We start from the raw sequence: 23,730 nt of genomic DNA, 5'->3' as shown, positions 1-23,730 counted from the left end.
CCCTTCTGCGTTCCCGGCGCCGGCGTGCGCCCATAGAGCGGCCGACACGGCGCGCTCAGCGGGATTCGGCGTCCTCGTCCTCGAGCGAAGAGAACAGCACCGGAAAGATGTCCTTCGTCGAGAGCGAACCGCCGAGGTCCTTCTCGGCCAGGATGAGCTGCTGCGCCTCGGGCAGGCCGGCGGGGATCACCATCTTGCCGCCGGGTTTCAACTGGTAAATGAGCGCCGGCGGAATCAGCTCGGGCGCTGCCGTCACGATCACCTTGTCGAAGGGCGCGTGCTCGGGCCAGCCATGGCAGCCGTTGCCGATCTTGACGTCGACGTTGAGATGGCCCTGCCGCGCCAGCCGGTTCATCGCGCGCGTGGCCAGTTCTTCGATCAGCTCGATGCTGTAGACCTGCCGCGCGAGCTCCGCCAGGATCGCCGACTGGTAGCCGAGCCCGGTACCGATCTCCAGCACCGTGTCGGTCGGCTGCACGTCGAGCAGATCGGTCATCACGGCGACGATGAAGGGCTGCGAGATCGTCTTGCCGTAGCCGATGGGCAAGGGCGTGTCGATGTACGCAAAAGGGCGCAGCTCGAGCGGCACGAACTCATGGCGCGGCACCTTGGCCATGGCATCCATGACCCGCGGGTCCAGCGCCGCCTTGCCCAGGTAGGAGGTCGAGAAAATCGTCTTCGCGGCGATTTCCGCGAGCAGGTGTTGCTGCAGGGCCGTGAAGTCCGGATCGCTCATGGTGGCTGCTCGAAGGCGGGGACTGGGACTCCGACAATCCTACGTTTTCAGGGGGAATGCAAGCGCCGTCGCTAGTCCCACTTCGGAAGGCTCTGCAAAGCATCGTTGGGCCGGTCGACGACGTCGACGCCGGTGATGCCGTTGCCGCCCGGCAGGGCCTTGACGTCGCAAACGATCTCCCAGGCGTGGTCTTCGGTGCGCCGCACGATGCAGACCTCCTCGCCGGCGGCCAGGAGCTCGACGCATTCGTCGACGCTGATGCGCCGCGCCGCGCCAAGCGCCAGTTCGGTCGAACCGAACTCCTTGTCCACAACAGGGTGAACGGCGACGAGATCGATCTTCCCGCCTCCGTAGTGAACAGCGGTAATTGCATGCTGGGCCATGTGCGACCTCCCGTTTGTGGAGGCCCCCAGTATGGGCGTGGCGACGGCTCTTGTCAGTCTGCCTACTGCGGCCGTGGGTACGGCAGCGCAGACCGGCGGGATCAGCGCTGAAGCCGCGATGACCGTCTTGGCCTCATCAATGACTGCATTCCGGCGCCACGCGATCCAGCGCCTCGATCAGCTGGCCGGTGAGTCGCAGGCTATATGTCTGTGTCGGATGCACGTCATCGGCAATTCCGACCGGCCCGGCAGCCCCAAAATCGGCGAATTCGACATCGCTTTCGCGAGCCAGGGCCTTTGCTTCGGCATCCACACGGTCGCGCCCGGCCATCTTGTCTGGCGTGATGAAGGAATTGGGTACCTGGCGCGCGTAGCCGGTCAGCACCGGGGTTCGGCCCTCGTAGCGCACCGCTTCGAGCATCCAGGGCAGATTGGACATCACCGAGCCGCCGGACCAGCCCTCGGCGATGCCGCTCCCGATCACGACGACGCGCGACGACCGCGGATCGTTTGCAAAGTTCTTGGCCAGCTTCGCGAGAGACTGTCCCGGTTGCGTGCGGTCATCGATCTGCCAAGCGGGCCGCTGCGCCTTGAGTTCGGCCACGGGATTGCGCGGGTGCCGCATCGCGTGCTCGGCAAGGACATAGGTCCCATTCAGGATCGAATCGCCGTACAGGACCAAGGAGCAGTCGTCGGCTGCTTCTTTGGATATCGGCGGGAAGGGGGTTTGCAAGGCAAGAGCGCCCGCAACGGATCCCTGGGCCGCTGATCCTGTCTTGTTGCCGTCGCATGCGCTGAGCGCAACCGACATGAAGAGTAGTGCGGAGATCGCTAATTTCACGCCTGGATCGAAATGATGGATGCGGCCAGCTGGTGAGCGGGGCTCGCAAGTCGCGTCGAACGAGCTTGGTGTGTGCTTCAGGAGCTGGAAAAAATAAAGTCTGCTACCTGTTCGATAGCAGACTTTATTTGTGGGATTTGGTGCCGGAGAGATGAATCGAACACCCGACCTTCTCATTACGAATGAGCTGCTCTACCGACTGAGCTACACCGGCTAAGCCCGCGATTATAGCGGTTCGTGATACCCCGTCAGCCGCTCGACCTCGTTCTTTGATCCCAACACGACAGCCACGCGCTCGTGCAGCTTGGTGGGCTCCAGGTCGAGGATGCGCTTCTTGCCGTTGGTGGCGGCGCCGCCGGCCTGTTCGACGAGCCAGCTCATCGGGTTGGCCTCGTACATGAGCCGCAGCTTGCCGGCCTTTTCGGGCTCGCGCTTGTCCCAGGGGTACATGAAGACGCCGCCGCGCATCAGGATGCGGTGCACGTCGGCCACCATGCTTGCAATCCAGCGCATGTTGAAGTCCTTGCCGCGCGGGCCGTCCTTGCCGGCCAGGCATTCATCGATATAGCGCTTCACCGGAGCGTCCCAGTGGCGCATGTTGCTCATGTTGACGGCGAATTCCTTGGTGTCGGCCGGGATCTGGATGTCCTCCTGCGTGAGCATGAAGGAACCTTGCTCGCGGTCGAGCGTGAACATCGCGACGCCGTTGCCCACGGTCAGCACCAGCGTCGTCTGCGGGCCGTAGATGCAGTAGCCGGCCGCCACCTGTTTGCTGCCGGCCTGCAGGAAGTCGGCCTCCTGCACGCCGGGGGTGTCATCGGGCTTCTTCAGCACGCTGAAGATGGTGCCGATGCTGACGTTGACGTCGATGTTGCTCGAGCCGTCGAGCGGGTCGAACAACAGCAGGTATTCGCCTTGCGGGTAGCGGTTGGGCACCACGTGGATGCTGTCCATCTCCTCGCTGGCCATGGCGGCGAGATGGCCTCCCCATTCGTTGGCCTCGATCAGCACCTCGTTGGCGATGATGTCCAGCTTCTTCTGGATCTCGCCCTGCACGTTCTCGCTCTCGGCCGTGCCGAGCACGCCGCCGAGCGCGCCCTTGTTGACGGCCTGGCTGATGGTCTTGCAGGCGCGCGCCACCACTTCGAGCAAGAGGCGCAGCTGGCCCGGGATCAGGCCGTCGGCGCGCTGTTGTTCGACCAGGTAGCGGGTGAGGGAAATGTTCTTGGGCATGCAATGACTCCAGGATCTGAGTGGGTTCAACCTGTCTGTTCGTGAAACACCGCGGAACCGGCTTTGCCGGGCCGCTGGTGTTGCCCCCGGAAGGGGAAGGCGCGCGCGACACGAAGTGCGCGAAGCCTGGGGGAGAGCTTAGCCCGCCAGCGCGCGGGTCACGACCTCGTGCGTGTCCTTGCTGAGATCGGGCTTGGCGGCCACGCGCATGATGGCCTCGCGGGCTGCGCTGCGGTAGGGCTCGACCAGCTTGCTCCAGCGGTCGAGCGCGCGCGCGAGGCGGGCCGCGACCTGCGGGTTGATGGCGTCGAGCTCGATCACGCGATCGCTCCAGAACACATAGCCGGCCGCATCGGGGCGGTGCAGCGCGCCGGGGTTGCCGCTGCAGTAGCTGAAGATCACGCTGCGCGCGCGGTTCGGGTTCTTGAGCGAGAAGTCGGGGTGCTTCATCAGCTGCTTGACCAGCGGCAGGATGTCGCCGCCGCGGTCGGGCGCGCCGGCCTGCAGCGAAAACCACTTGTCGATGACCAGCGCCTCTTTCTGGAAGATCGCGTGGAAGCGCGCCAGCGCCTGCGCCGCCAGCGCGTGGCCCGAGGAGACCAGGGCGTTGAGCGCGTTGAAGCGGTCGGTCATGTTGCCAGCGTCCTTGAAGCGCTGCAGCGTCTTGCCGGGCCAGACGGTGTCGCCCGAAGCCCTCGCAGCAAGGCACAGGTGGGTGAGGGCGATGCCCGCCAGCGCGCGGCGGCCCGAGGACACGGGGTCGGGCTGGTAGGCGCCGGTGTCGCGGTTCTGCTCGTAGGCCTGCTCCCAGTCGGCAAAGAGGCCGGCGGCGAGCTGCGCGCGCATGGCTTCGCGCACGGCATGCACGCGCTGCGGGTCGACCACTTCCAGCTGCTCGGCGATGTAGGTTTCCGAGGGCAGGGTGAGCACCAGTTCCTTGAAGGCGGCGTCGAGTTTCGGGTCGCGCAGCACGCGGCGCATGGCTTCGAGGTACGCCTCGTTGAGCGGCGTTTCGCTGCTGGTGCTGACGGCGGCCGTGTCGATCGCGTGGATCGCGGCGCGCAGCGCCAGGCGCTGGCCGGCTTCCCAGCGGTTGAAGGGGTCGGGGTCGTTGGCCAGCAGCGTGAGCAGCTGGGCATCGCTGTATTCGTGGTCGAGGATCACCGGCGCGCTGAAGCCGCGCAGGATCGAAGGCACCGGCTCGGCGTCGATGTTGGTGAAGGTGAACTGCTCGCCGGGGCGCGTGAGCACCAGCGTGCGCGTGCCTTGCGTCGCATTCTCTTCGCCGGCCAGCTGCAGCGGCAGCTCGCGGCCGTCGGCGCCGAGGAGGCCGACGTTCACCGGGATCACGAAAGGTTCCTTCACCGGCTGCCCCGGCGTCGGCGCGCAGCTCTGCACGAAGCTCAGCGTGTAGCTGCGCGTGGCGGCGTCGTACACGCCGTGGGCTGCCAGGCGCGGCGTGCCGGCCTGGCTGTACCAGCGCTTGAACTGCGGCAAGAGGCGCGCGAGCTCGGACTCGGGGTTGGCGTCGGCAATGGCCTGCGCGAAGTCGTCGCAGGTCACAGCCTGGCCGTCGTGGCGCTCGAAGTACAGCGTGATGCCGCGCTCGAAGCCCCTGCGGCCGACCAGCGTCTGCATCATGCGCACCACCTCGGCACCCTTCTCGTAGATGGTGACGGTGTAGAAGTTGCTGATCTCGATGTAGCTGTCGGGCCGCACCGGATGCGCCATCGGGCCCGCGTCTTCGGGGAACTGGGCGGTGCGCAGCACGCGCACGTCCTCGATGCGCTTGACGGCGCGCGCCGAGGCGTCGGCGCACAGGTCTTGGCTGAACTCCTGGTCGCGGAAGACGGTGAGGCCTTCCTTCAGCGAGAGCTGGAACCAGTCGCGGCAGGTCACGCGGTCGCCGCTCCAGTTGTGGAAATATTCGTGGCCGACCACGCTCTCGATGTTGCTGTAGTCGGCGTCGGTGGCGGTGGCCTGGTTGGCCAGAACGTACTTCGTGTTGAAGATGTTGAGGCCCTTGTTCTCCATCGCGCCCATGTTGAAGTCGCTGGTGGCGACGATCATGAAGCGGTCCAGGTCCAGCGGCAGGCCGAAGCGGGCTTCGTCCCACGTCACCGAGTTGATGAGCGAGTTCATCGCGTGCTCGGTCTTGTCGAGGTCGCCGGCGCGCACGTAGACCTGCAGCAGGTGCTCCTTGCCGTTGCGCGCCTTGATGCGCTGCTCGCGCGCCACCAGCTTGCCGGCCACCAGCGCGAAGAGATAGCAGGGCTTGCGGAAAGGATCGACCCACTTCGCGAAGTGGCGGCCCTCGGGCAGCTCGCCCTGTTCGACCAGATTGCCGTTGGACAGCAGCACCGGGTAGGCGGCCTTGGCGGCGCGGATCGTCACCGTGTAGCTCGCCATCACGTCGGGACGGTCGAGGAAGTAGGTGATGCGGCGGAAGCCCTCGGCCTCGCACTGCGTGAAGAAGGTGTCCTCGCTCACGAACAGGCCCATGAGCTTGGTGTTCTTCGCGGGCGCGCAGGTGGTGAAGAGCTCGAGCTCGAAGGCCCCATGTTCGGCGGACGGCAGGTTGTCCAGGATGAGCTGCTCGGCCTCCATGCGAAAGGACGCGCCCTGGCCGTCGACCAGCACCCGCGCCAGGTTGAGCTCGTCGCCGTCCAGGCGCAGCGGCTCGGCCGGCACGTCGGGGTTGCGGCGCAGGCGCATGCAGTTGAGCACGCGCGTCTTGGCCGGGTCGAGGTCGAAGGTCAGGTCGACGGTGTCGATCCAGTAGGCGGGGGCACGGTAGTCCTCGCGGCGGATCGCGACGGGTTCGCCTTGGGCATCACGCAAGTGCATCGAGCGTCTCCAGAAAGTTTGATTTTGCGAGTTCGTTGTAGTCGCGCACGGCCGCGATCACATGCGGCCCTGCGAGTTCGGAGGCAGAGTGGGTGCTGCAGACCGCCACCGCGCGCATGCCGCCGCGACGCGCGGCCTCGATGCCGAAGGGCGCGTCTTCGAACACGACGCAGCGCGCCGGCGGCACGCCGATGCGGCGCGCGGCTTCAAGAAAGATCGCGGGCTGCGGCTTGCCGGGCAGGCCCTCGTCGCCGCCCACGATGGCGAGCGGCGCCGGGTCCAGCTTGAGCTGCGACATGGTGAAGGCGATGTTGTGCTTGTCGCCCGCCGTGCCGACCGCGATCTTGAGGCCGCGTGCGGCCGCAGCCTTGGCAAAGTCGCTGAAGCCGGTCACTTCGCGGAAGGCCGCACCGAAGAGCTCGCGGTAGATCGACTCCTTGGCGTGCGTGATCTCCATGCTCTCGGCCTCGCTCACCTCGCGGCCCATGAGCTCGCAGGCGCATTCGAAGGCGGTGCGGCCGGTGGTGCGGCGCATGAAGTCCGGGATGTCGATCGCGAGGCCCTTGCGGCGGCCGTATTCGATCCATGCCTTGGCGTGCCAGGGCATGGAGTCGACCATGGTGCCGTCCATGTCGAAGATCAGGGCTTCCGCCTTGTGCGAAGCGCCCTGCATCAGACGCCTTGCTTCAACGAGGCTTCGATGAAGGGGTCGAGGTCGCCGTCGAGCACCTTCTGCGTATTGCTGATCTCGACGTTGGTGCGCAGGTCCTTGATGCGGCTGTTGTCCAGCACGTAGCTGCGGATCTGGTGGCCCCAGCCGACGTCGGTCTTGCTGTCTTCCAGCTTCTGCTGCTCTTCCTGGCGCTTGCGCATCTCGTGGTCGTACAGGCGCGAGCGCAGGCGCTTCCAGGCCACGTCGCGGTTGCTGTGCTGGCTGCGGCCGTCCTGGCACTGGACCACGATGCCGGTCGGGATGTGCGTGAGCCGCACGGCCGAGTCGGTCTTGTTGATGTGCTGGCCGCCGGCGCCGCTGGCGCGGAAGGTGTCGGTGCGCACGTCCGCCGGATTGATCTCGATCTCGATCGAGTCGTCGATCTCGGGGTAGACGAAGATGCTGGCAAAGCTTGTATGGCGTCCGCCCGAGGAGTCGAAGGGCGACTTGCGCACCAGGCGGTGCACGCCGGTTTCGGTGCGCAGCAATCCGAAGGCGTAGTCGCCCTCGACCTTGATGGTGGCGCCCTTGATGCCGGCCGTGTCGCCGGGCGTCTCGTCCTCGATCTGGGTCTTGAAGCCCTTGCGCTCGGCGTACTTCAGGTACTGGCGCAGCAGCATGCTGGCCCAGTCGCAGGCCTCGGTGCCGCCGGCGCCGGCCTGGATGTCGACGAAGGCGTTCAGCGGATCGGCCGGGTTGTTGAACATCCGGCGGAACTCGAGCTGCTTGATGTCGGCTTCGAGCTTGGCGGCGTCATCGGCGATGGACTGCAGGCCGTCCATGTCGCCTTCTTCCTTCGACATTTCGAAGAGCTCGGTGTTGTCCGAGAGGCCGCTGGTGAGCCGGTCGAGCGTGACGACCACGTCGTCGAGCGACTTCTTCTCGCGGCCCAGTTCCTGGGCCTTCTTCGGGTCGTTCCAGACCGTGGGATCTTCGAGCGATGCGTTGACAGTCCTCAGACGTTCGGCTTTGGCATCGTAGTCAAAGATACCTCCGTAAATCCACGGTCCGTGCGCTCAGGTCCGCGAGGGTTGCGCCGATTTGGTTGATTTGCTCTGCATCCATGGGGGTGTCCTGACGGTGTTCGGGGGAAACCGGGCATTTTCTCATGCCCGTCAAGCCCCGGTTTCAGCCAGGAAGTCTTCGATCAAGGCGGCCACCCGCGCGGGCTGGTCGTGGTGCAGCATGTGGCCGGCCTCCTCGACGCGGGCCAGGCGCGCGTCGGACACGGATTTCAGCCGTTCCTGGAAGTCGGCCAGCGTGTAGCGGCCCTTCCACCATTTGCCGAGGCTGTCGTCCGAGGCCACTACCGCCAGCACCGGCGCGGCGATGCCGGCGTAGAGCGCGAGCGCCTCGTCGACGCGGAAGATGTTGGCGTTGACGATCTTGTGCGCCGGATCGCCGAGGATCTCCCAGCGCTCGCCGCCCTCGGGCAGGTGCCGGGCGGCGGACCACTGGCCGGCCAGCCAGTCGGCCTTGTCCTGCGTGAGGCGCGGGTTGGTCTTCATGAGGCGCCGCGCGACGCCCTCGGGCGCCGGGTAGCTGGCCAGGGCCATCTCGCCGCGGTGCAGGCGCTTCAGTTCGTCGATCCACTTGCCGTAGCGCTGCGGCGCTTCGTCCGGCTGCAGCAGCGGCATGCCGAAGCCTTCGAGGTTGACCAGCCGGCGCACCCGCTGCGGCCGCACGCCGCCGTACTGCATTGCGATGTTGCCGCCCATGCTGTGGCCGACGAGGTCGATGGGCGTGTCGCCGGCGTAGTGGTCGAGCAGCCAGTCCAGGTCGGCCAGGTAATCTGGCATCCAGTAGTTGTCGACGCCGCCGCCCTCGGTGAGGCCGAAGCCGCGCCAGTCGGGCGCGATCACATGGCGCTCCTCGGCCAGCGCGTCGACCACGAACTGCCAGGAGGCGGCAACGTCCATCCAGCCATGCAGCATGACCAGCGGCGGTCGATTCGGCGAAGGCGTGCCCCAGACGCGCACGTGGTAGCGCAGGTTGCGCACGGGGATGAATTCGCTGACGAAGGGGCGGAGGGCTTGGTACATCCAGTCGATGATAGACAGGCCCCCAGCTTGCCACTTCGCGTGCTTCGCCACCCCCGAGGGGGTGGCTCGGCCGCCTTGGGGCGGCCCGGCGGCGGCCGGACGCACCGCAAGCCGCGCAGTCCGGCGCAGGACACGCGAGCGCTGTAGCATTTCGCGCATGCAAAAAATCCAACTCGGTCAGAGCGACCTCCGCGTCACGCCGATCTGCCTCGGCACCATGACATTCGGCGAACAGGTGGACGAAGCCACCGCCCACGCCATCCTCCACCGCTCGCTCGAGCGCGGCGTCGATTTCATCGACACCGCCGAGATGTACGCCGTGCCGACGCGCGAGGAGACCTACGGCGCGACCGAAACCATCATCGGCAACTGGTATGCCAAAAACCCCGGCACGCGCGCCAGGACCGTGCTCGCCACCAAGGCTGCCGGCCCTTCGCGCGCGACGCCCTGGGTGCGCGAGGGTGGCGGCATGACGGCGGCCGATATCGTCGCCTCCTGCGAGGGCAGCCTGCGGCGCCTGCAGACCGATGTGATCGACCTCTACCAGATCCACTGGCCGGAGCGGCACGTGCCGGCCTTCGGCAACATCTACTACGACCCGGCCAAGGAGCGGTCGCAAACCTCCATCCGCGAGCAGCTCGACGCGCTGACGGGGCTGGTGAAGGCTGGCAAGGTGCGCGCCATCGGCCTCTCCAACGAAACGCCCTACGGCGTGCACGAATTCGTGCGGCTGGCCGAAGAGCATGGCCTGCCGCGCGTGGCGACGGTGCAGAACGTCTACAACCTGCTGAGCCGCGCGGCCGAGAACGGGCTGGACGAGACCATCCACCGGCTCGGCGTTTCCTTCCTGGCCTATTCGCCGCTTGCCTTCGGGCTTCTGACCGGCAAGTACGACAAGAGCGGCATCCTCGGCCCCGATGCGCCCGAGGAGGCGCGCATCACGCGCTACGAATCGGTGCGCAAGCAGCGCTGGGGCCGGCCCGAGTCGCTGAACGCGGCGCGCCGCTACAACGCCCTGGCACGCGAGCTCGGCATGACGCCGACGCAGTTCGCACTGGCCTTCTGCTACACCAAGTGGCTGGTGGCGAGCACCATCATCGGGGTGACCTCGGTGGCGCAGCTCGACGAGAACATCGATGCCTGGGGCAGCACGCTGACGCCGGAAGTGATGGCCGAAGTCGACAAGCTGCGTTGGGAAATGAGGGATCCAGCGATCTGATGGCAGCCCCCCGGCTTTTCACGCGCTGCGCGCGTGTAACTCCACCCCCCGAGGGAGAGGCTCGGCCGCCTTGGGGCGGCCCGGCGCCGGCCGTATGAGCAAGAAGACCCACGTCAGCGAAACGCCCGCCACGCAGATGCTGCGGGCGAACGGCATCGCCTTCACCGAACACCCGTACGAGTACCTCGAGCACGGCGGCGCGCAGCACAGCGCCGAGGTGCTGGGGCTCGATCCGTTCACGGTCGTCAAGACGCTGGTGATGCAGGACCAGGATGCCAAGCCGCTGATCGTGCTGATGCACGGCAACCGCACGGTGTCGACCAAGAACCTGGCGCGCCAGATCGGCGCCAAGTCGGTGGAGCCCTGCAAGCCGGAGGTCGCGAACCGGCACAGCGGCTACCTGGTCGGCGGCACTTCGCCCTTCGGCACGCGGCGCGCGATGCCCGTCTATGTGGAGTCGACGATCCTCGATCTGCCGAAGATCGCGATCAACGGCGGGCGGCGGGGCTACCTGGTCGGCATCGATCCGCAGGTCTGCGTCCGGCTGCTCGACGCAAAACCGGTGCAGTGCGCGCTGGCAGAATAGCCGGCCGCCTGGAGACACCGTGAGTTCCTACCTTCCCTCGCTCATCGCGATCGTTCTGTCCTATCTGCTCGGATCGCTGTCCTTCGCGGTGATCGTCAGCAAGTCGCTCGGCATGGCCGACCCCCGCAGCTACGGCAGCAAGAACCCGGGCGCCACCAATGTGCTGCGCTCGGGCAACAAGGGGGCGGCGCTCGCGACGCTGCTGCTCGATGCGCTCAAGGGCTGGGTGCCGGTGTTCCTGGTCCATCGCTTCGGCGCCGATTTCGGCATGGGGCCTGGCACGGCGGCGCTGGCCGGGTTGGCGGCTTTTCTGGGGCATCTCTACCCGGTGTTCTTCGGTTTCCAGGGCGGGAAGGGCGTCGCGACGGCGGCCGGTGCGCTGGTCGGTATCGACTGGCTGCTGGGGCTGGCAACCGGCACCACCTGGCTGATCATCGCCGTTTTCTTCCGCTATTCGTCGCTGGCCTCGCTGGTGGCGGCCTTCTTCGCGCCGGCCTACTACCTGATCGGCGGCGGCATCGCCTGGCCGCGGCATCCCACGGTGCTGGTGGCGCTGGTCGCGATCAGCCTGCTCCTGTTCTGGCGCCATCGCGAAAACATCCGCCGGCTCGTGGCCGGCACCGAGTCCCGGCTCGGATCGAAGACAAGGACACAGGAGTAGTCGGCATGAGCACCATTCAACGCTTTCACGTCGGTCCGCGCCTCAGCGAGACGGCGGTTCACAACGGCACCATCTACCTCGCGGGCCAGGTGCCCGACGACACGACGCAGGACATTCGCGGCCAGACCTCGCAGGTGCTTGCGATGGTCGATCGGCTGCTGGCCGAGGCCGGCAGCGACAAGTCGCGCATTCTCATGACACAGATCTTCCTGGCCGACATCACCGACATCGCGGCGATGAACGAGGTGTGGGACGCATGGATCCCCGCCGGCCACACGCCGCCGCGCGCGACGGTGCAGGCGGCCATGGCCAAGCCGGCCTACAAGATCGAGATCGTCGTGACGGCGGCTGCAAGCTGATTCGGCCGCCGCCGGGCCGCCCCAAGGCAGCCGAGCCCACGCGTTGCCGCCAGATGCGGCAACCCTTCGGTCCGTCCAAGGCTGCGCAGGCAGCCTTGGAGCCGCGGACCTCAGCCCCTCGGGGGTGGAGTTACACGCGCGAAGCGCGTGAAAAGCCGGGGGCCTTAGTTCAGTAGCGTTTTTCGAGAACCATCTGGTCCGCATCGCGCCGCATCGAGAAGCGGTTGATGAAGCTGTTGCCCAGCAGCACATAAGGCATCGGCTGCTGCGAGACCACCGCCTCGACGTCGTAGACCTCGACGTCGCCCACGCGCACCGAATTGAGCCGCAGTCGGTAGGCCTGCGCGACGCCATTGGCCGTGTTCATGCGGATCAGTTGCCCCTTGCTGAAATCGAGGCCGATGCGCTGCGCGTCGGCGGCAGACAGGGCGACGCTTGTGGCGCCGGTGTCGAGCATGAAGTTGACCGTGCGGCCGTTGATCGTGCCCTGCGTCATGAAATGGCCGCGGCTGTCGGCGGGCAGCACGATGCGGTTGCCGCCGCCACCACCGGGGCCACTGCCCCCGATGCTGACCGGCGTGTCCATGCGCAGCAGCACGCGCTTGCCTTCGGCCTCCACCGTCGCCTGCTCGGCGCCCAGCGAGAGCAGCTTGACGCCCTGGAAGGTTTCGCCGACGGCGACGGTCTTCGGTGCGCCGCCATTGACGATCAGGATGGCGCGGCTGCCGATGGTGCCGGTGAGCATGACCGATTGGGCGTGCGCGAAAGTGCAGGCTGCGGCCAGCAGCAGCGGGAGGAGCGCCTTCATGAAAAGGCTCAGTCTCTGAAGTTATTGAAGGACAGCGGCATGTCCGGCACGTCCTTCTTGATCAGCGCCATCGCGGCCTGAAGGTCGTCGCGCTTGGCACCGGTCACGCGCACCGCGTCGCCCTGGATCGCGGCCTGGACCTTGAGCTTGCTGTCCTTGATCAGGCGTTGGATCTTCTTGGCGGTCTCGCTCTCGATGCCGTTCTTGACCTTGATCACCTGCTTGACCTTGTCGCCGCCGATCTTCTGCACGTCGCCCTTGTCGAGGAAGCGCACGTCGACGCTGCGCTTGGTGAGCTTGCTGCGCAGGATGTCCTCGACCTGCACCAGCTGGAATTCGGCGTCGCCGATCAGGGTGATTTCCTTGTCCTTGAGTTCGACGGCGGCCGCGGTGCCCTTGAAGTCGAAACGCGTGGCGATTTCCTTGGCCGTGTTCTCGACGGCATTCTTGACCTCGGGCAGGTTGGGCTCGCAGACGGTATCGAAAGACGGCATGGACTCTCCTCGGCTTCGCTCTGTGTGAATGCGACAATTCTCCCATGATCGTGGAGCACAACGTACCGCTGCAGCAGCACAACAGCTTCGGCATCATCGCGCGCGCCCAGCACCTGGTGCGCGTCGCGGGCGAAGCCGACGTGGCCGCGGTCCTGGCGGATGCAGAGTGGCGCGGCGCGCCCAAGTTCGTGCTCGGCGGCGGCAGCAACATCGTGCTGACCGGCGACGTCAAGCCGCTGGTGCTCAAGGTCGAAATCAAGGGCCGGCGGCTGGTCGAAGAGACGCCGCGCGCCTGGATCGTGGAGGCGGGCGCCGGCGAAACCTGGCACGAGCTCGTGCGCTGGTCCCTGGAGCAGGGATTCCCCGGCCTCGAAAACCTGGCGTTGATCCCCGGCACGGTGGGCGGCGCGCCGGTGCAGAACATCGGCGCCTACGGCGTCGAGCTGCAGGACCGCTTCGATGCGCTCGATGCCATCGACCTGGAAACAGGCCGCACCTTCACCCTCGACGCCGCGCAATGCGCCTTCGGCTACCGCGACTCGGTGTTCAAGCACACGGCCAGCGGCGAGAACGATTTCGGCCTGAGCGGGCGGGCGCTGATCACGCGCGTGCGCTTTCGGCTGCCCAAGCCGTGGAAGCCGGTGCTCGGCTACCTCGACCTGGAGCGCAAGATGGCCGAAACCGGCAACTTCACGCCCAGCGCAACCGAGATCTTCGACTGGGTCTGCGCCATCCGCACGGCGAAGCTGCCCGACTGGCGCGTGCTCGGCAATGCCGGCAGCTTCTTCAAGAACCCGACCGTCACGCCCGAGCAGTGCGCCGACATCATTGCGCGCGATCCGAAGATCGTGCACTACCCGATGGCCGACGGCAGCATCAAGCTGGCGGCCGGCTGGCTGATCGATGCCTGCGGCTGGAAGGGCAAATCGGTCGGCAATGCCGGCGTCTACGAAAAGCAGGCGCTGGTGCTGGTCAACCGCGGCGGCACCGCCCATCCGGTGACTGGCGGCGAGGTCATGACCTTGGCCAAGGCGATCCAGACCAGCGTCTACGAGCGCTTCGGGATCCGGCTGGAGCCGGAACCCGTCGTCGTCTGACGCGGCTCAGTTCTTCTCGTCGTTCTTGAGCTGCGGCAGCGAAGCGCCCTGGCCCGAAGACAGCAGCCCGGCCTGCGTGTAGATCGCCAGCTTGTCGCGCGTGTCGACGATGTCGAGGTTGCGCATCGTGAGCTGGCCGATGCGGTCGGCCGGCGAGAAGCTCGATTCGCCTTTTTCCATCGTCAACCGCTCGGGCTTGTAGGTGAGGTTGGGCGACTGGGTATCGAGGATCGAGTAGTCGTTGCCGCGGCGCAGCTCGACCGTGACTTCGCCCGTCACCGCGCGGGCCACCCAGCGCTGCGCGGTCTCGCGCAGCATGATGGCCTGCGGGTCGAACCAGCGGCCCTGGTAGAGCAGGCGGCCCAGGCGGCGGCCGTGGTCGCGGTACTGCTCGATGGTGTCCTCGTTGTGGATGCCGGTCACCAGGCGCTCGTAGGCGATGAACAGCAGCGCCAGGCCGGGGGCCTCGTAGATGCCGCGGCTCTTGGCCTCGATGATGCGGTTCTCGATCTGGTCGCTCATGCCCAGGCCGTGGCGGCCGCCGACGCGGTTGGCTTCCAGCAGCAGCTCGACCAGGCTCGGGTATTCGACCCCGTTGATGGCGACCGGGCGGCCCTCCTCGAAGCGAACGGTGACCTCCTCGCGCTTGACTTCCACCTCGTCTTTCCAGAACGCGACGCCCATGATCGGCTGCACGATCTTCATGCCGCTGTTCAGGTGTTCCAGGTCTTTCGCCTCGTGCGTCGCGCCGAGCATGTTGGAGTCGGTCGAATACGCCTTCTCGGCAGACATCTTGTAGGCGAAGCCGGCCTTCTGCATGAATTCGGACATCTCGGCGCGGCCGCCCAGCTCGTCGATGAAGACCTGGTCCAGCCAGGGCTTGTAGATCTTCAGCGCCGGGTTGGTGAGCAGGCCGTAGCGGTAGAAGCGCTCGATGTCGTTGCCCTTGTAGGTGCTGCCGTCGCCCCAGATGTGGACGTCGTCTTCCTTCATGGCCGACACCAGCATGGTGCCGGTGACCGCGCGTCCCAGCGGCGTGGTGTTGAAGTAGGTGACGCCGGCCGTGGTCACGTGGAAGGCGCCGGCCTGCAGCGCGGCAAGGCCTTCGGCGGCGAGCTGCGTGCGGCAGTCGACCAGGCGGGCCTTTTCGGCGCCGTAGAGCATGGCCTTGCGCGGGATCTCGTCGTAGTCCGGCTCGTCGGGCTGCCCGAGGTTGGCGGTGTAGGCGTAGGGAATGGCGCCCTTGTTGCGCATCCAGTGCAGCGCAGCGCTGGTGTCGAGGCCGCCGGAAAAGGCGATGCCGACCTTCTGGCCGGCGGGAACGTTCTGAAGAATGGTCGACATGCAGGAATCCCGGTTCAGCCGAAGTGGCAGATGTAGCTGTAGGGCTCGCCGCTCACGCGGATCTGGAAGCTCGAGTTGCCCGGCACGCTGAACTTTTCGCCCGGTCCCGAGCTTGCCCATTCGCTGCTTCCGGAGAGCAGGTATTCGCAGCGGCCCCCGGTGCCTTCCATGACTTCGGGCGCGCCGGTGTTGAAAGTGAGCGTGGACGGCAGGATCACGCCCACCGATTTCTTGCTGCCGTCGGCGAGCGTGAGGCTATGGCTCACGCACTTGCCGTCGAAATACACGTTCGCTTTGGTCGACACCGCGGCGCTGTGAAGGGATTCGGTTGTTGTCATGTGAAAAGAATGGCCTGGCGCCGGTGAAAGCCCATGATTTTAGGCTTTGCGCGCAGGCCGTCCGGGCGCCGCTCAGCGCCAGCGGCCGTGCCCGTGGCCGTGCCAGCCGCGGCCCCATCCGCGCGAGTACCCGAGATTGAGCGAGATGCCCACCGGCGGGTAGATGTAGGGCTGCGGATAGTAGGCGGGCGCCACATACATCGGGGCCGGGGCATAGTAGACGGGCGCCGGCTGCGTGTAGACCGGGACCGGCTGGCCGTAGACCGGTGCCGGAGCGCCGCTGCCCGAGACCACCACGCCAGGCTCGGGCACCACGTTGTTCCAGTCGGGGCGGCCTGCCTGGGCCGCGGGCCGGTCTGACTCGTCGGGCTGCGGGGCGAGTTGCGGCTGCGGTGCCACCGGCGAGGTGGTGGCGACGCCGTAGTCGCCGACCTCGATCGGGATGCTGGCGCCCGGGCGGGTGTCGGTGATCGTGGTGTATTGCCGGCCACCGTACTCGTAGGTGACGTTATAGCGGGTGGTGCCGGTCGCCTCGTGCTGGGGCGTGGCCGAGATCACGCGGGCCCAGACCTGCTCGGCCTGGGCCAGGCTGGCGGTGCCGGCCAGGGCTGCCAGCAGCGACAGGGCCGTGATGTTGCGAATGGTTTTGTGCGTGCGCATGTCGAAACTCCTGAAGGTGGGGCGCAAGCCCCCTGAGCCGGTTGGACGCGAGCCGATGACCAGGGTTCAACCGTTTACACGGCGTGGTCTTTCTCCCATTGGGCGGCGTCGAACCCTGTGCTAACGCCGTGTTGCGGGCCCCAGTTGACCACCGGGCGCTTGATCAGGCTCGGATTGGCGAGCAGCGCCGCGCGCGCCGAGGCGGCATCGACCACCGAGGCGCGCGTCGCATCGTCGAGGCGACGCCAGGTCGTGCCGCGGCGGTTGACCAGGGCCTCCCAGCCGGGCGCGCGCAGCCACTGGTCGAGTTCGGCCTCGGGCACGCCTTCCTTTTTGAAATCGTGAAAGCGGTAGGCCACGCCGTGCTCGTCGAGCCAGGCGCGGGCGCGTTTGACGGTGTCGCAATTCGTGATGCCATAGAGCGTTGTCATGCCCGCGATGATGCCCGCGCGGCCGGTCGGCGACAATTCCGGCCTCCATGAAAAGCCTCGCCGAATGGCTCGCGCACGCCGAGCGCCTGCATCCCAAGAACATCGAGCTCGGGCTCGATCGCGTGCGCGCGGTCGCCCAGAAGCTCGGCCTCGCATTCGACTGCCCGGTGATCACCGTGGCCGGCACCAATGGCAAGGGCTCGACCTGCGCGATGCTCGAGTCGATCCTCACGCATGCGGGCTACCGCACGGCGGTATTCACCTCGCCGCACCTGATCCGCTTCGAGGAGCGGTTGCGGCTTTCGGGCGAGGCGGTCGACGGCAACGCGCTGTCGGCGCATTTCGAGGCGGTGGAGCAGGCCCGCGGGGAGGTCGCGCTGACCTATTTCGAATTCACGACGCTGGCCATCCTGCTGTGCACGGCGGCGAGCAAGCCCGATGTCGCGATCCTCGAAGTGGGCCTCGGCGGCCGGCTGGATGCGGTCAACATCGTCGATGCCGACTGCGCCGTGATCACCAGCATCGACCTGGACCACATGGATTTTCTCGGGCCCGATCGCGAGAGCATCGGCTTCGAGAAGGCCGGCATCATGCGCGCCGGCCGCCCCGCCATCGTCAGCGACCCGATGCCGCCGCAAAGCGTGATCGATCACGCGGAGGCCATCGGCGCCGATCTCTGGCGCGTGGGCCGCGATTTCAACATCTCGGGCGACAAGCAGCAGTGGGGCTGGAGCGGCCGCGGCCGGCGCTACAGCGGGCTGGCCTACCCGGCGCTGCGCGGCGCCAACCAGCTGGTCAACGCCGCCGGCGTGCTGGCTGCGCTGGAAGCACTGCGGCAGCGGTTGCCGGTCACGGCGCAGGCCGTGCGCACCGGTCTTGCGATGGTCGAGCTGCCGGGGCGCTTCCAGATCGTCCCGGGCGAGCCGGCACTGGTGCTCGACGTCGCGCACAACCCGCATGCGGTCGCGGCGCTGGCGGAAAACCTCGACGCGATGGGCTTCTATCCGAGCACCCATGGCGTGTTCGGCGTGATGGCGGACAAGGACCTGGCGCCCATGTTCGCCCGCATCGGACCCCTGATCGACCGCTGGTACTTCACCGATCTGCCGACCGCGCGCGCGGCCAAGGCGGCCGATCTGCTGGCCCGGTGGCAGGCGCAGAACACGCGCGCCGATGCCTCGGCCAGCGTGCACGCGGCACCGATGGAAGCCCTGCAGGCGGCCATCGATCGCGCGGACCCCGCTGATAGAATCGTCGTCTTCGGATCGTTCTTCACAGTGGGTGGTGTGCTCGAGCACGGAACACCTCGTCTCGGGGCCAGGCACTTGTCGCCGGGCTCTTGATTGGCCTGATCTCCGGCGCCTTTTCTCTACCTCACGCTGCACTCCATCAGGGAAACGAATTTCATGGCGTTCTTCAAGTTCCGCAGCCGCGGTCCGCAGGCCAACGAAGGGCGAAACGCCGGCGTCGCAGCGGCGCCGGCAGAAAGTGTCGAGGCGATGCGCCGCCGCGCTCGGCACCGGCTTCTGGGCGCCGCGGTGCTGGTGCTCATCGGCGTGATCGGCTTCCCCCTGCTGTTCGACACCCAGCCGCGTCCCGTGTCGGTCGACATCCCGATCGAGATTCCGGACCGCAGCAAGACGAAGCCGCTGGCCCTCCCTCCGACGCCCGCGCCCGCGACGACCCCCACGCCATCGACCGGCGCGAGCACGGCTGCCACAGCGCCCTCCGGGAGCGGAATGATCACCGAGTCGGCAGACGGCGCCGAAATTCCGCCATCCAGGCCGGCACCTGCGGCCCCGCCCGCCGAAACCAAGCCGGCAGCACCGGTCGCCGAAACCAAGCCGGCAGCACCGGTCGCCGAAGCCAGACCGGAACCCAAGCCCGAACCCAAGCCGAAGCCGGAGCCGGAGGCCAAGCCCGAAGCACGGGCCGAGGCCAAGCCCGAAAAACCGACACCGGCCAAGCCGGCCGACGACGGCAACCGCGCCCGCGCCTTGCTCGAAGGCAAAGCCGCTGCCGCAGCAGCAGCCAAGCCTGCCGTCGCAGCCGACGAAAACGGCCGCTTTGTCGTCCAGGTCGGCGCCTTCGCCGATGCCGACAAGGCGCGCGAGGTGCGGCAGAGGCTGGAAAAGGCCGGGCTCAAGACTTACACCAGCGTCGCGAAGACGGCCGGCGGCGAGCGCACGCGTGTGCGCGTCGGCCCCTTCGGCACGCGCGCCGAGGCGGACAAGGCGGCGAGCCGCGTCAAGGGCTTGTCTTTGTCGGCCTCCGTCCTCAGCTTGTAGAACTGGCGTGGCGCTCTTCGACTGGATCGCCATCGCGCTGCTGGTGGTGTCGATGCTGTTCGGCCTGGTGCGCGGCCTGGTGTTCGAGGTGATATCACTGGCGGGCTGGGTGGCCGCCTTCTTCTGCGCGCAGTGGCTGGCGGACGATGCAGGGGCCTGGCTGCCCTTCGGCGACCCGGCGGCCACCTGGCGCTATGCGGCGGGATTCGTGCTGGTGTTCGTGGCGGTGGCCTTTGGCGTGGGGCTGGTGGCAGCGATCACGCGCAAGCTCATCGCGGCCGTGGGGCTACGGCCGGTGGACCGCGTGCTGGGCGCGGCCTTCGGCGTGGCGCGCGGGGCGGTCGCCCTGCTGGCCATGGCGGTCGTGGTCCATTTGCTGGCGTTGAGCGACAGTGCCTGGTGGCACGAATCGCGCAGCGCCATTGTTCTCGATGCGGCATTGCAGGGCCTGAAACCCGCGCTGCCTGAAAAGTTGGCAAGCTACCTGCCCTGAGAGGATCGCTTCATGTGTGGAATCGTCGGCGTTGTCAGCAACGCACCCGTCAACCAGCTGCTCTATGACGCACTGCTGCTGCTGCAGCACCGCGGCCAGGACGCGGCCGGCATCGTCACCCTGCTGGAGCGCAAGTTCTTCATGCACAAGGCCAAGGGCATGGTGCGCGACGTGTTCCGCACGCGCAACATGCGGGCGCTGCCTGGCAGCGTCGGGCTGGGGCAGGTGCGCTATCCGACCGCGGGCAACGCCTACAGCGAGGAAGAGGCGCAGCCCTTCTACGTGAACGCGCCCTTCGGCATCGTGCTGGTGCACAACGGCAACCTCACCAATGCGCATGCGCTGCGTGCCGAACTGTTCTCCACCGACCATCGCCACACCAATACGGAGAGCGATTCCGAAGTGCTGCTCAACGTGCTGGCGCACGAGATCGATCGCGCGACGCGCGACCGCATGCTCACTTCCGAGACCCTGTTCGCCGCAGTGCGCAGCGTGCACCGCCGGCTGCGCGGTTCCTACGCCGTGGTGGCGCTGATCTCCGGCCACGGCCTGCTCGCCTTCCGCGACCCCTACGGCATCCGTCCGCTGGCGATGGGCCGCAACGCCGACGGCACCGTGATGGTGGCCAGTGAGTCGGTCGCGCTCGAAGGCTCGGGCCACGTGTTCGAACGCAACATCGCGCCGGGCGAAGCCGTGTTCGTCGACCTGCAGGGCCAGGTGCATGCCGCGCAGTGCGCCGACGCGCCGACCCTGAATCCATGCATCTTCGAATTCGTCTACCTGGCGCGGCCGGATTCCGTGCTCGACGGCATCTCGGTCTACCAGGCGCGGCTGAATTTGGGCGAAACGCTGGCCAAGCGCGTGGTCTCGACGGTGCCGCCGAACGAGATCGACGTGATCATCCCGATCCCCGAATCGAGCCGCCCGAGCGCGACGCAGCTCGCGCACCTGCTGGGTGTTCCGTACCGCGAAGGCTTCGTGAAGAATCGCTACGTGGGCCGTACCTTCATCATGCCGGGGCAGGGCGTGCGCAAGAAGTCGGTGCGCCAGAAGCTCAACGTGATCGCGAGCGAGTTCAAGGGCCGCAACGTGCTCTTGGTCGACGACTCGATCGTGCGCGGCACCACCAGCCGCGAGATCGTGCAGATGGCGCGCGAGGCCGGTGCGCGCAAGGTCTATCTCGCGAGCGCAGCGCCGCCGGTGCGCTACCCCAACGTCTACGGCATCGACATGCCGACCAAGGACGAGTTGGTCGCGCACGACCGCAGCATCGAAGAGGTGCGCGAGCTGATCGGCTGCGACGCGCTGATCTACCAGGACGTCGAAGGCATGAAGCGCGCCATCCTTAAGGCCATGCCGGGCACGGTGGGGACGCTGAAGCTCGACGGTTTCGATGCCTCGTGCTTCGACGGCGTCTATGTCACCGGCGACATCGACACCGAGGCCATCACGCGCATGAACGGCAACCGTCCCCGCATCGAAGAAACCGAGGAAGACTCCTCGCGCCTCGCGCTGCCCAATCTGAGCGAATAGAAGAAGAACCCAGACGTGACCGACCGATCCCTGCCTCCCGGCCTGCACCGCGACACGCTCGCAGTCCGTACTGCGCTCGAACGAAGCCAGTACGGCGAGAACTCGGAGGCCCTGTTCCTCACGAGCAGCTTCGTGCAGCCCGATGCCGAGACCTCGGCGCGCCGCTTCGCGGGCACCGAGGAAGGCTTCACCTACACGCGCACCTCGAACCCGACGGTCGCGAGTTTCGAGCAGCGCCTGGCCGCGCTCGAAGGCACCGAAGCCGCGATCGGCGCGTCCAGCGGCATGGGCGCGATCCTCATGATGTGCATGGGCTTGCTCAAGGCAGGCGATCACGTGGTGTGCTCGCGCTCGGTGTTCGGCTCGACGCTCAACCTGATCGGGCGCGAGTTCGGCAAGTTCGGCGTCGAGACCACATTCGTATCGCAGACCGACGTGGCGGAGTGGAAGGCGGCCATGCGGCCGACTACCAAGCTGCTCTTCGCCGAGACGCCGACCAACCCGCTGACCGACGTGTGCGACATTCGCGCGCTGGCCGATCTCGCGCACGACGCGGGCGCGCTGCTGGCGGTCGACAACTGCTTCTGCTCGCCGGCGCTGCAGCGGCCGGCCGAGTTCGGAGCCGACCTCGTGATCCATTCGGGCACCAAGTACCTCGAAGGGCAGGGCCGCGTGCTGGCCGGTGCCATCTGCGGCCCCGCGAAGCTCGTCAACGAAGTGTTCGGCCCGGTGGTGCGCACCGCGGGCATGGCACTGTCGCCCTTCAATGCCTGGATCGTGCTCAAGGGGCTCGAGACGCTGGGCATCCGCATGCAGGCGCATTGCGCCGCGGCGCTCGCGCTAGCGCAATGGCTCGAAACGCAGCCGGGCATCACGCGCGTCTACTACCCCGGACTCGCCTCGCATCCGCAGCACGAGCTCGCGATGCGCCAGCAGTCGGGGCAGGGCGGCGCGGTGGTCTCCTTCGACGTGCAGGGCGATGGGCCCGAAGCGGCGCGCGCCAACGCCTTCCACGTGATCGACAGCACGCGCGTGCTCTCCATCACCGCCAACCTCGGCGACACCAAGACCACCATCACCCATCCAGCCACCACCTCGCACGGCCGCCTCACCGAGGCGCAGCGCCAGTCGGCCGGCATCGGCCAGGGCCTGGTCCGCGTGGCGGTCGGGCTGGACCACATCGACGACATCAAGGCCGACCTGCTGCGCGGCTTGAGCACCCTCGCATGACGCAAAAGACCCGCACCCGCTTCGCTCCCTCGCCGACCGGTTTCATCCACCTCGGCAACATCCGCTCCGCCCTCTACCCATGGGCCTTCGCACGCTCAACAGGCGGCGACTTCATCCTGCGCATCGAGGACACCGACCTCGAGCGCTCTTCGCAGGCCGCCGTGGACGTGATCCTCGAAGGCATGCAGTGGCTGGGCCTCGACCACGACGAGGGCCCGTACTACCAGATGCAGCGCATGGACCGCTACAAGGCGGTGCTGGCCGAACTGCAGGCGGCAGACCAGGTCTACCCCTGCTACATGAGCGTGGCCGAGCTCGACGCGCTGCGCGAGAAGCAGATGGAGGCCAAGCAGAAGCCGCGCTACGACGGCACCTGGCGTCCGGAGCCCGGCAAGACGCTGCCGCCTGTCCCCGAAGGCGTGCAGCCGGTGCTGCGCTTTCGCAATCCGCAGGGCGGCGCGGTGGCCTGGGACGACAAGGTCAAGGGCCGCATCGAGATCGGCAACGACGAGCTCGACGACCTCGTGATCGCACGCCCCGACGGAACGCCCACCTACAACTTCTGCGTCGTGGTCGACGACATCGACATGGCCATCACGCACGTGATCCGCGGCGACGACCACGTCAACAACACGCCGCGCCAGATCAACATCTTCCGCGCGCTCGGCAAGGAGCCGCCGGTCTACGCACATCTGCCGACCGTGCTCAACGAGCAGGGCGAGAAGATGAGCAAGCGCAACGGCGCCAAGCCCGTCACGCAGTTCCGCGACGAAGGCTTCCTGCCGGATGCGATGGTCAACTACCTCGCGCGGCTCGGCTGGAGCCATGGCGACGACGAGATCTTCACGCGCGCCCAGTTCATCGAGTGGTTCAATCTCGACCACTTGGGGCGCAGTGCGGCGCAGTTCGACGAGGCCAAGCTGCGCTGGGTCAATGCGCAGCATCTGAAGGCGATGGCCGACGATGCGCTGGCGCCGCTGGTCGCGGCGCAGCTGCAGAAGCGCGACATCGCGGCCGACGATCGGTTGCCTGCCATCTGCGGCCTCTTCAAGGACCGCTGCGACACCACGGTCGCGCTCGCGAACTGGGCCGCGGCCTTCTACGCCGACGTCGCGCCGAGCGAAGCCGATCGTGCGCAGCATGTGACCGAGGCCGTGCGCCCCGCGATCGCGACGCTGGCCGACAAGCTCGCGAGCGTCGCCGCCTGGGACAAGGCGGCGATCGCAGCCGCCATCAAGGAAGTGCTGGCCGCGCACGGCATCAAGATGCCCGCGCTCGCGATGCCGGTGCGCGTGCTCGTGATGGGAACGCCGCAGACGCCTTCGCTCGATGCAGTGCTCGCGCTCTTTTCTCGTGAAACAGTCGTCACGAGATTGAAGGCGGCCTGATTTTTCA

General features: G+C 67.1%; 25 protein-coding genes and 1 tRNA gene. 11 read left to right on the top strand and 15 right to left on the bottom strand.

Going from position 1 to position 23,730, the window contains the following annotated elements; translation table 11 throughout:
• Positions 1 to 55: 55 nt before the first annotated feature.
• The 9 genes from EJI01_RS20060 to EJI01_RS20020 form a co-directional block, all read right to left on the bottom strand.
• A complete protein-coding gene (locus EJI01_RS20060; protein ID WP_126838889.1) occupies positions 56 to 736 on the bottom strand; it encodes a protein-L-isoaspartate(D-aspartate) O-methyltransferase in 681 nt (226 codons plus the stop codon).
• Between the two features lie 71 nt (positions 737 to 807).
• Positions 808 to 1,119: a hypothetical protein gene (locus EJI01_RS20055; RefSeq protein WP_126838888.1), complete on the bottom strand. Its 312-nt coding sequence runs from the start codon at positions 1,117 to 1,119 to the stop codon at positions 808 to 810.
• 136 nt (positions 1,120 to 1,255) lie between these two features.
• Complete coding sequence (locus EJI01_RS20050) at positions 1,256 to 1,960, bottom strand: SGNH/GDSL hydrolase family protein (protein WP_126838887.1); 705 nt, start codon at positions 1,958 to 1,960, stop codon at positions 1,256 to 1,258.
• A gap of 138 nt (positions 1,961 to 2,098) precedes the next feature.
• Positions 2,099 to 2,174: transfer RNA gene (locus EJI01_RS20045), tRNA-Thr, on the bottom strand.
• An 11-nt stretch (positions 2,175 to 2,185) separates the two neighbouring features.
• Positions 2,186 to 3,193 carry a class 1 fructose-bisphosphatase gene (locus EJI01_RS20040; RefSeq protein ID WP_126838886.1) on the bottom strand — a complete coding sequence of 336 codons (1,008 nt, stop codon included), beginning with the start codon at positions 3,191 to 3,193 and terminating at the stop codon, positions 2,186 to 2,188.
• Between the two features lie 138 nt (positions 3,194 to 3,331).
• Complete coding sequence (pepN, locus tag EJI01_RS20035; RefSeq protein ID WP_126838885.1) at positions 3,332 to 6,040, bottom strand: aminopeptidase N; 2,709 nt, start codon at positions 6,038 to 6,040, stop codon at positions 3,332 to 3,334.
• Positions 6,027 to 6,713 carry an HAD family hydrolase gene (locus tag EJI01_RS20030; protein ID WP_126838884.1) on the bottom strand — a complete coding sequence of 229 codons (687 nt, stop codon included), beginning with the start codon at positions 6,711 to 6,713 and terminating at the stop codon, positions 6,027 to 6,029. Before EJI01_RS20030 ends, pepN begins: the two co-directional genes overlap by 14 nt.
• A protein-coding gene (gene prfB, locus EJI01_RS20025; RefSeq protein ID WP_126838883.1) for a peptide chain release factor 2 occupies positions 6,713 to 7,817 on the bottom strand; the annotation gives its coding sequence in 2 pieces (ribosomal slippage) (positions 6,713 to 7,735 and positions 7,737 to 7,817; 1,104 coding nt in all). Before prfB ends, EJI01_RS20030 begins: the two co-directional genes overlap by 1 nt.
• 50 nt (positions 7,818 to 7,867) lie before the next feature.
• Complete coding sequence (locus EJI01_RS20020) at positions 7,868 to 8,794, bottom strand: alpha/beta fold hydrolase (protein ID WP_126838882.1); 927 nt, start codon at positions 8,792 to 8,794, stop codon at positions 7,868 to 7,870.
• Positions 8,795 to 8,951: 157 nt separating this feature from the next.
• Here EJI01_RS20020 and EJI01_RS20015 point away from each other — a divergent pair, with 157 nt between their 5' ends.
• From EJI01_RS20015 to EJI01_RS20000, 4 genes are all read left to right on the top strand, one after another.
• On the top strand, positions 8,952 to 10,013 hold the full coding sequence (locus EJI01_RS20015) for an aldo/keto reductase (RefSeq protein ID WP_126838881.1): 1,062 nt from the start codon (positions 8,952 to 8,954) through the stop codon (positions 10,011 to 10,013).
• A gap of 94 nt (positions 10,014 to 10,107) precedes the next feature.
• Positions 10,108 to 10,599, top strand: a complete 492-nt coding sequence (gene ybaK, locus EJI01_RS20010) for a Cys-tRNA(Pro) deacylase (protein WP_126838880.1) — start codon at positions 10,108 to 10,110, stop codon at positions 10,597 to 10,599.
• Positions 10,600 to 10,618: 19 nt separating this feature from the next.
• On the top strand, positions 10,619 to 11,260 hold the full coding sequence (plsY, locus tag EJI01_RS20005) for a glycerol-3-phosphate 1-O-acyltransferase PlsY (RefSeq protein WP_126838879.1): 642 nt from the start codon (positions 10,619 to 10,621) through the stop codon (positions 11,258 to 11,260).
• A 5-nt stretch (positions 11,261 to 11,265) separates the two neighbouring features.
• A complete protein-coding gene (locus EJI01_RS20000) occupies positions 11,266 to 11,619 on the top strand; it encodes a RidA family protein (protein ID WP_126838878.1) in 354 nt (117 codons plus the stop codon).
• A gap of 169 nt (positions 11,620 to 11,788) precedes the next feature.
• Here EJI01_RS20000 and EJI01_RS19995 read toward each other — a convergent pair whose 3' ends face one another.
• Positions 11,789 to 12,427, bottom strand: a complete 639-nt coding sequence (locus EJI01_RS19995) for a TIGR02281 family clan AA aspartic protease (RefSeq protein WP_126838877.1) — start codon at positions 12,425 to 12,427, stop codon at positions 11,789 to 11,791.
• Between the two features lie 8 nt (positions 12,428 to 12,435).
• Complete coding sequence (locus EJI01_RS19990) at positions 12,436 to 12,921, bottom strand: YajQ family cyclic di-GMP-binding protein (protein WP_126838876.1); 486 nt, start codon at positions 12,919 to 12,921, stop codon at positions 12,436 to 12,438.
• 44 nt (positions 12,922 to 12,965) lie between these two features.
• Between EJI01_RS19990 and murB the strand changes: the two genes are divergently transcribed.
• The gene (gene murB / locus EJI01_RS19985) at positions 12,966 to 14,018 is read left to right on the top strand and encodes a UDP-N-acetylmuramate dehydrogenase (protein WP_126838875.1); all 1,053 of its coding nucleotides are present in this window, start codon (positions 12,966 to 12,968) and stop codon (positions 14,016 to 14,018) included.
• Between the two features lie 6 nt (positions 14,019 to 14,024).
• Here murB and argG read toward each other — a convergent pair whose 3' ends face one another.
• From argG to EJI01_RS19965, 4 genes are all read right to left on the bottom strand, one after another.
• A complete protein-coding gene (gene argG, locus EJI01_RS19980) occupies positions 14,025 to 15,362 on the bottom strand; it encodes an argininosuccinate synthase (RefSeq protein ID WP_126838874.1) in 1,338 nt (445 codons plus the stop codon).
• Between the two features lie 14 nt (positions 15,363 to 15,376).
• On the bottom strand, positions 15,377 to 15,700 hold the full coding sequence (locus EJI01_RS19975; RefSeq protein ID WP_126838873.1) for a pyrimidine/purine nucleoside phosphorylase: 324 nt from the start codon (positions 15,698 to 15,700) through the stop codon (positions 15,377 to 15,379).
• A 72-nt stretch (positions 15,701 to 15,772) separates the two neighbouring features.
• Positions 15,773 to 16,360, bottom strand: a complete 588-nt coding sequence (locus EJI01_RS19970; protein ID WP_126838872.1) for a hypothetical protein — start codon at positions 16,358 to 16,360, stop codon at positions 15,773 to 15,775.
• 74 nt (positions 16,361 to 16,434) lie between these two features.
• Positions 16,435 to 16,791 (bottom strand): ArsC family reductase, encoded by a 357-nt coding sequence (locus EJI01_RS19965; protein ID WP_126838871.1) that lies wholly within the window; start codon positions 16,789 to 16,791, stop codon positions 16,435 to 16,437.
• Between the two features lie 47 nt (positions 16,792 to 16,838).
• On the opposite strand from EJI01_RS19965, the gene folC reads away from it, so the two are divergent.
• From folC to gltX, 6 genes are all read left to right on the top strand, one after another.
• Positions 16,839 to 18,134, top strand: a complete 1,296-nt coding sequence (gene folC / locus EJI01_RS19960; RefSeq protein ID WP_409513971.1) for a bifunctional tetrahydrofolate synthase/dihydrofolate synthase — start codon at positions 16,839 to 16,841, stop codon at positions 18,132 to 18,134.
• A 63-nt stretch (positions 18,135 to 18,197) separates the two neighbouring features.
• Entirely contained in the window at positions 18,198 to 19,079 is an 882-nt protein-coding gene (locus EJI01_RS19955) for an SPOR domain-containing protein (RefSeq protein ID WP_126838869.1), read from the top strand.
• A gap of 7 nt (positions 19,080 to 19,086) precedes the next feature.
• A complete protein-coding gene (locus EJI01_RS19950; RefSeq protein WP_126838868.1) occupies positions 19,087 to 19,572 on the top strand; it encodes a CvpA family protein in 486 nt (161 codons plus the stop codon).
• A gap of 12 nt (positions 19,573 to 19,584) precedes the next feature.
• Complete coding sequence (gene purF, locus EJI01_RS19945) at positions 19,585 to 21,105, top strand: amidophosphoribosyltransferase (protein WP_126838867.1); 1,521 nt, start codon at positions 19,585 to 19,587, stop codon at positions 21,103 to 21,105.
• Between the two features lie 15 nt (positions 21,106 to 21,120).
• Positions 21,121 to 22,335, top strand: coding sequence for an O-succinylhomoserine sulfhydrylase (locus EJI01_RS19940; protein WP_126838866.1), 1,215 nt, complete (start codon positions 21,121 to 21,123; stop codon positions 22,333 to 22,335).
• Positions 22,332 to 23,723, top strand: a complete 1,392-nt coding sequence (gltX, locus tag EJI01_RS19935; RefSeq protein WP_126838865.1) for a glutamate--tRNA ligase — start codon at positions 22,332 to 22,334, stop codon at positions 23,721 to 23,723. Before EJI01_RS19940 ends, gltX begins: the two co-directional genes overlap by 4 nt.
• Positions 23,724 to 23,730 lie beyond the last annotated feature (7 nt).

The organism is Variovorax sp. MHTC-1, assembly GCF_003984645.1.
In the GTDB taxonomy this organism is placed as follows: Bacteria; Pseudomonadota; Gammaproteobacteria; order Burkholderiales; family Burkholderiaceae_C; genus Variovorax.
This window is presented reverse-complemented; position numbering and strand designations above follow the sequence as displayed.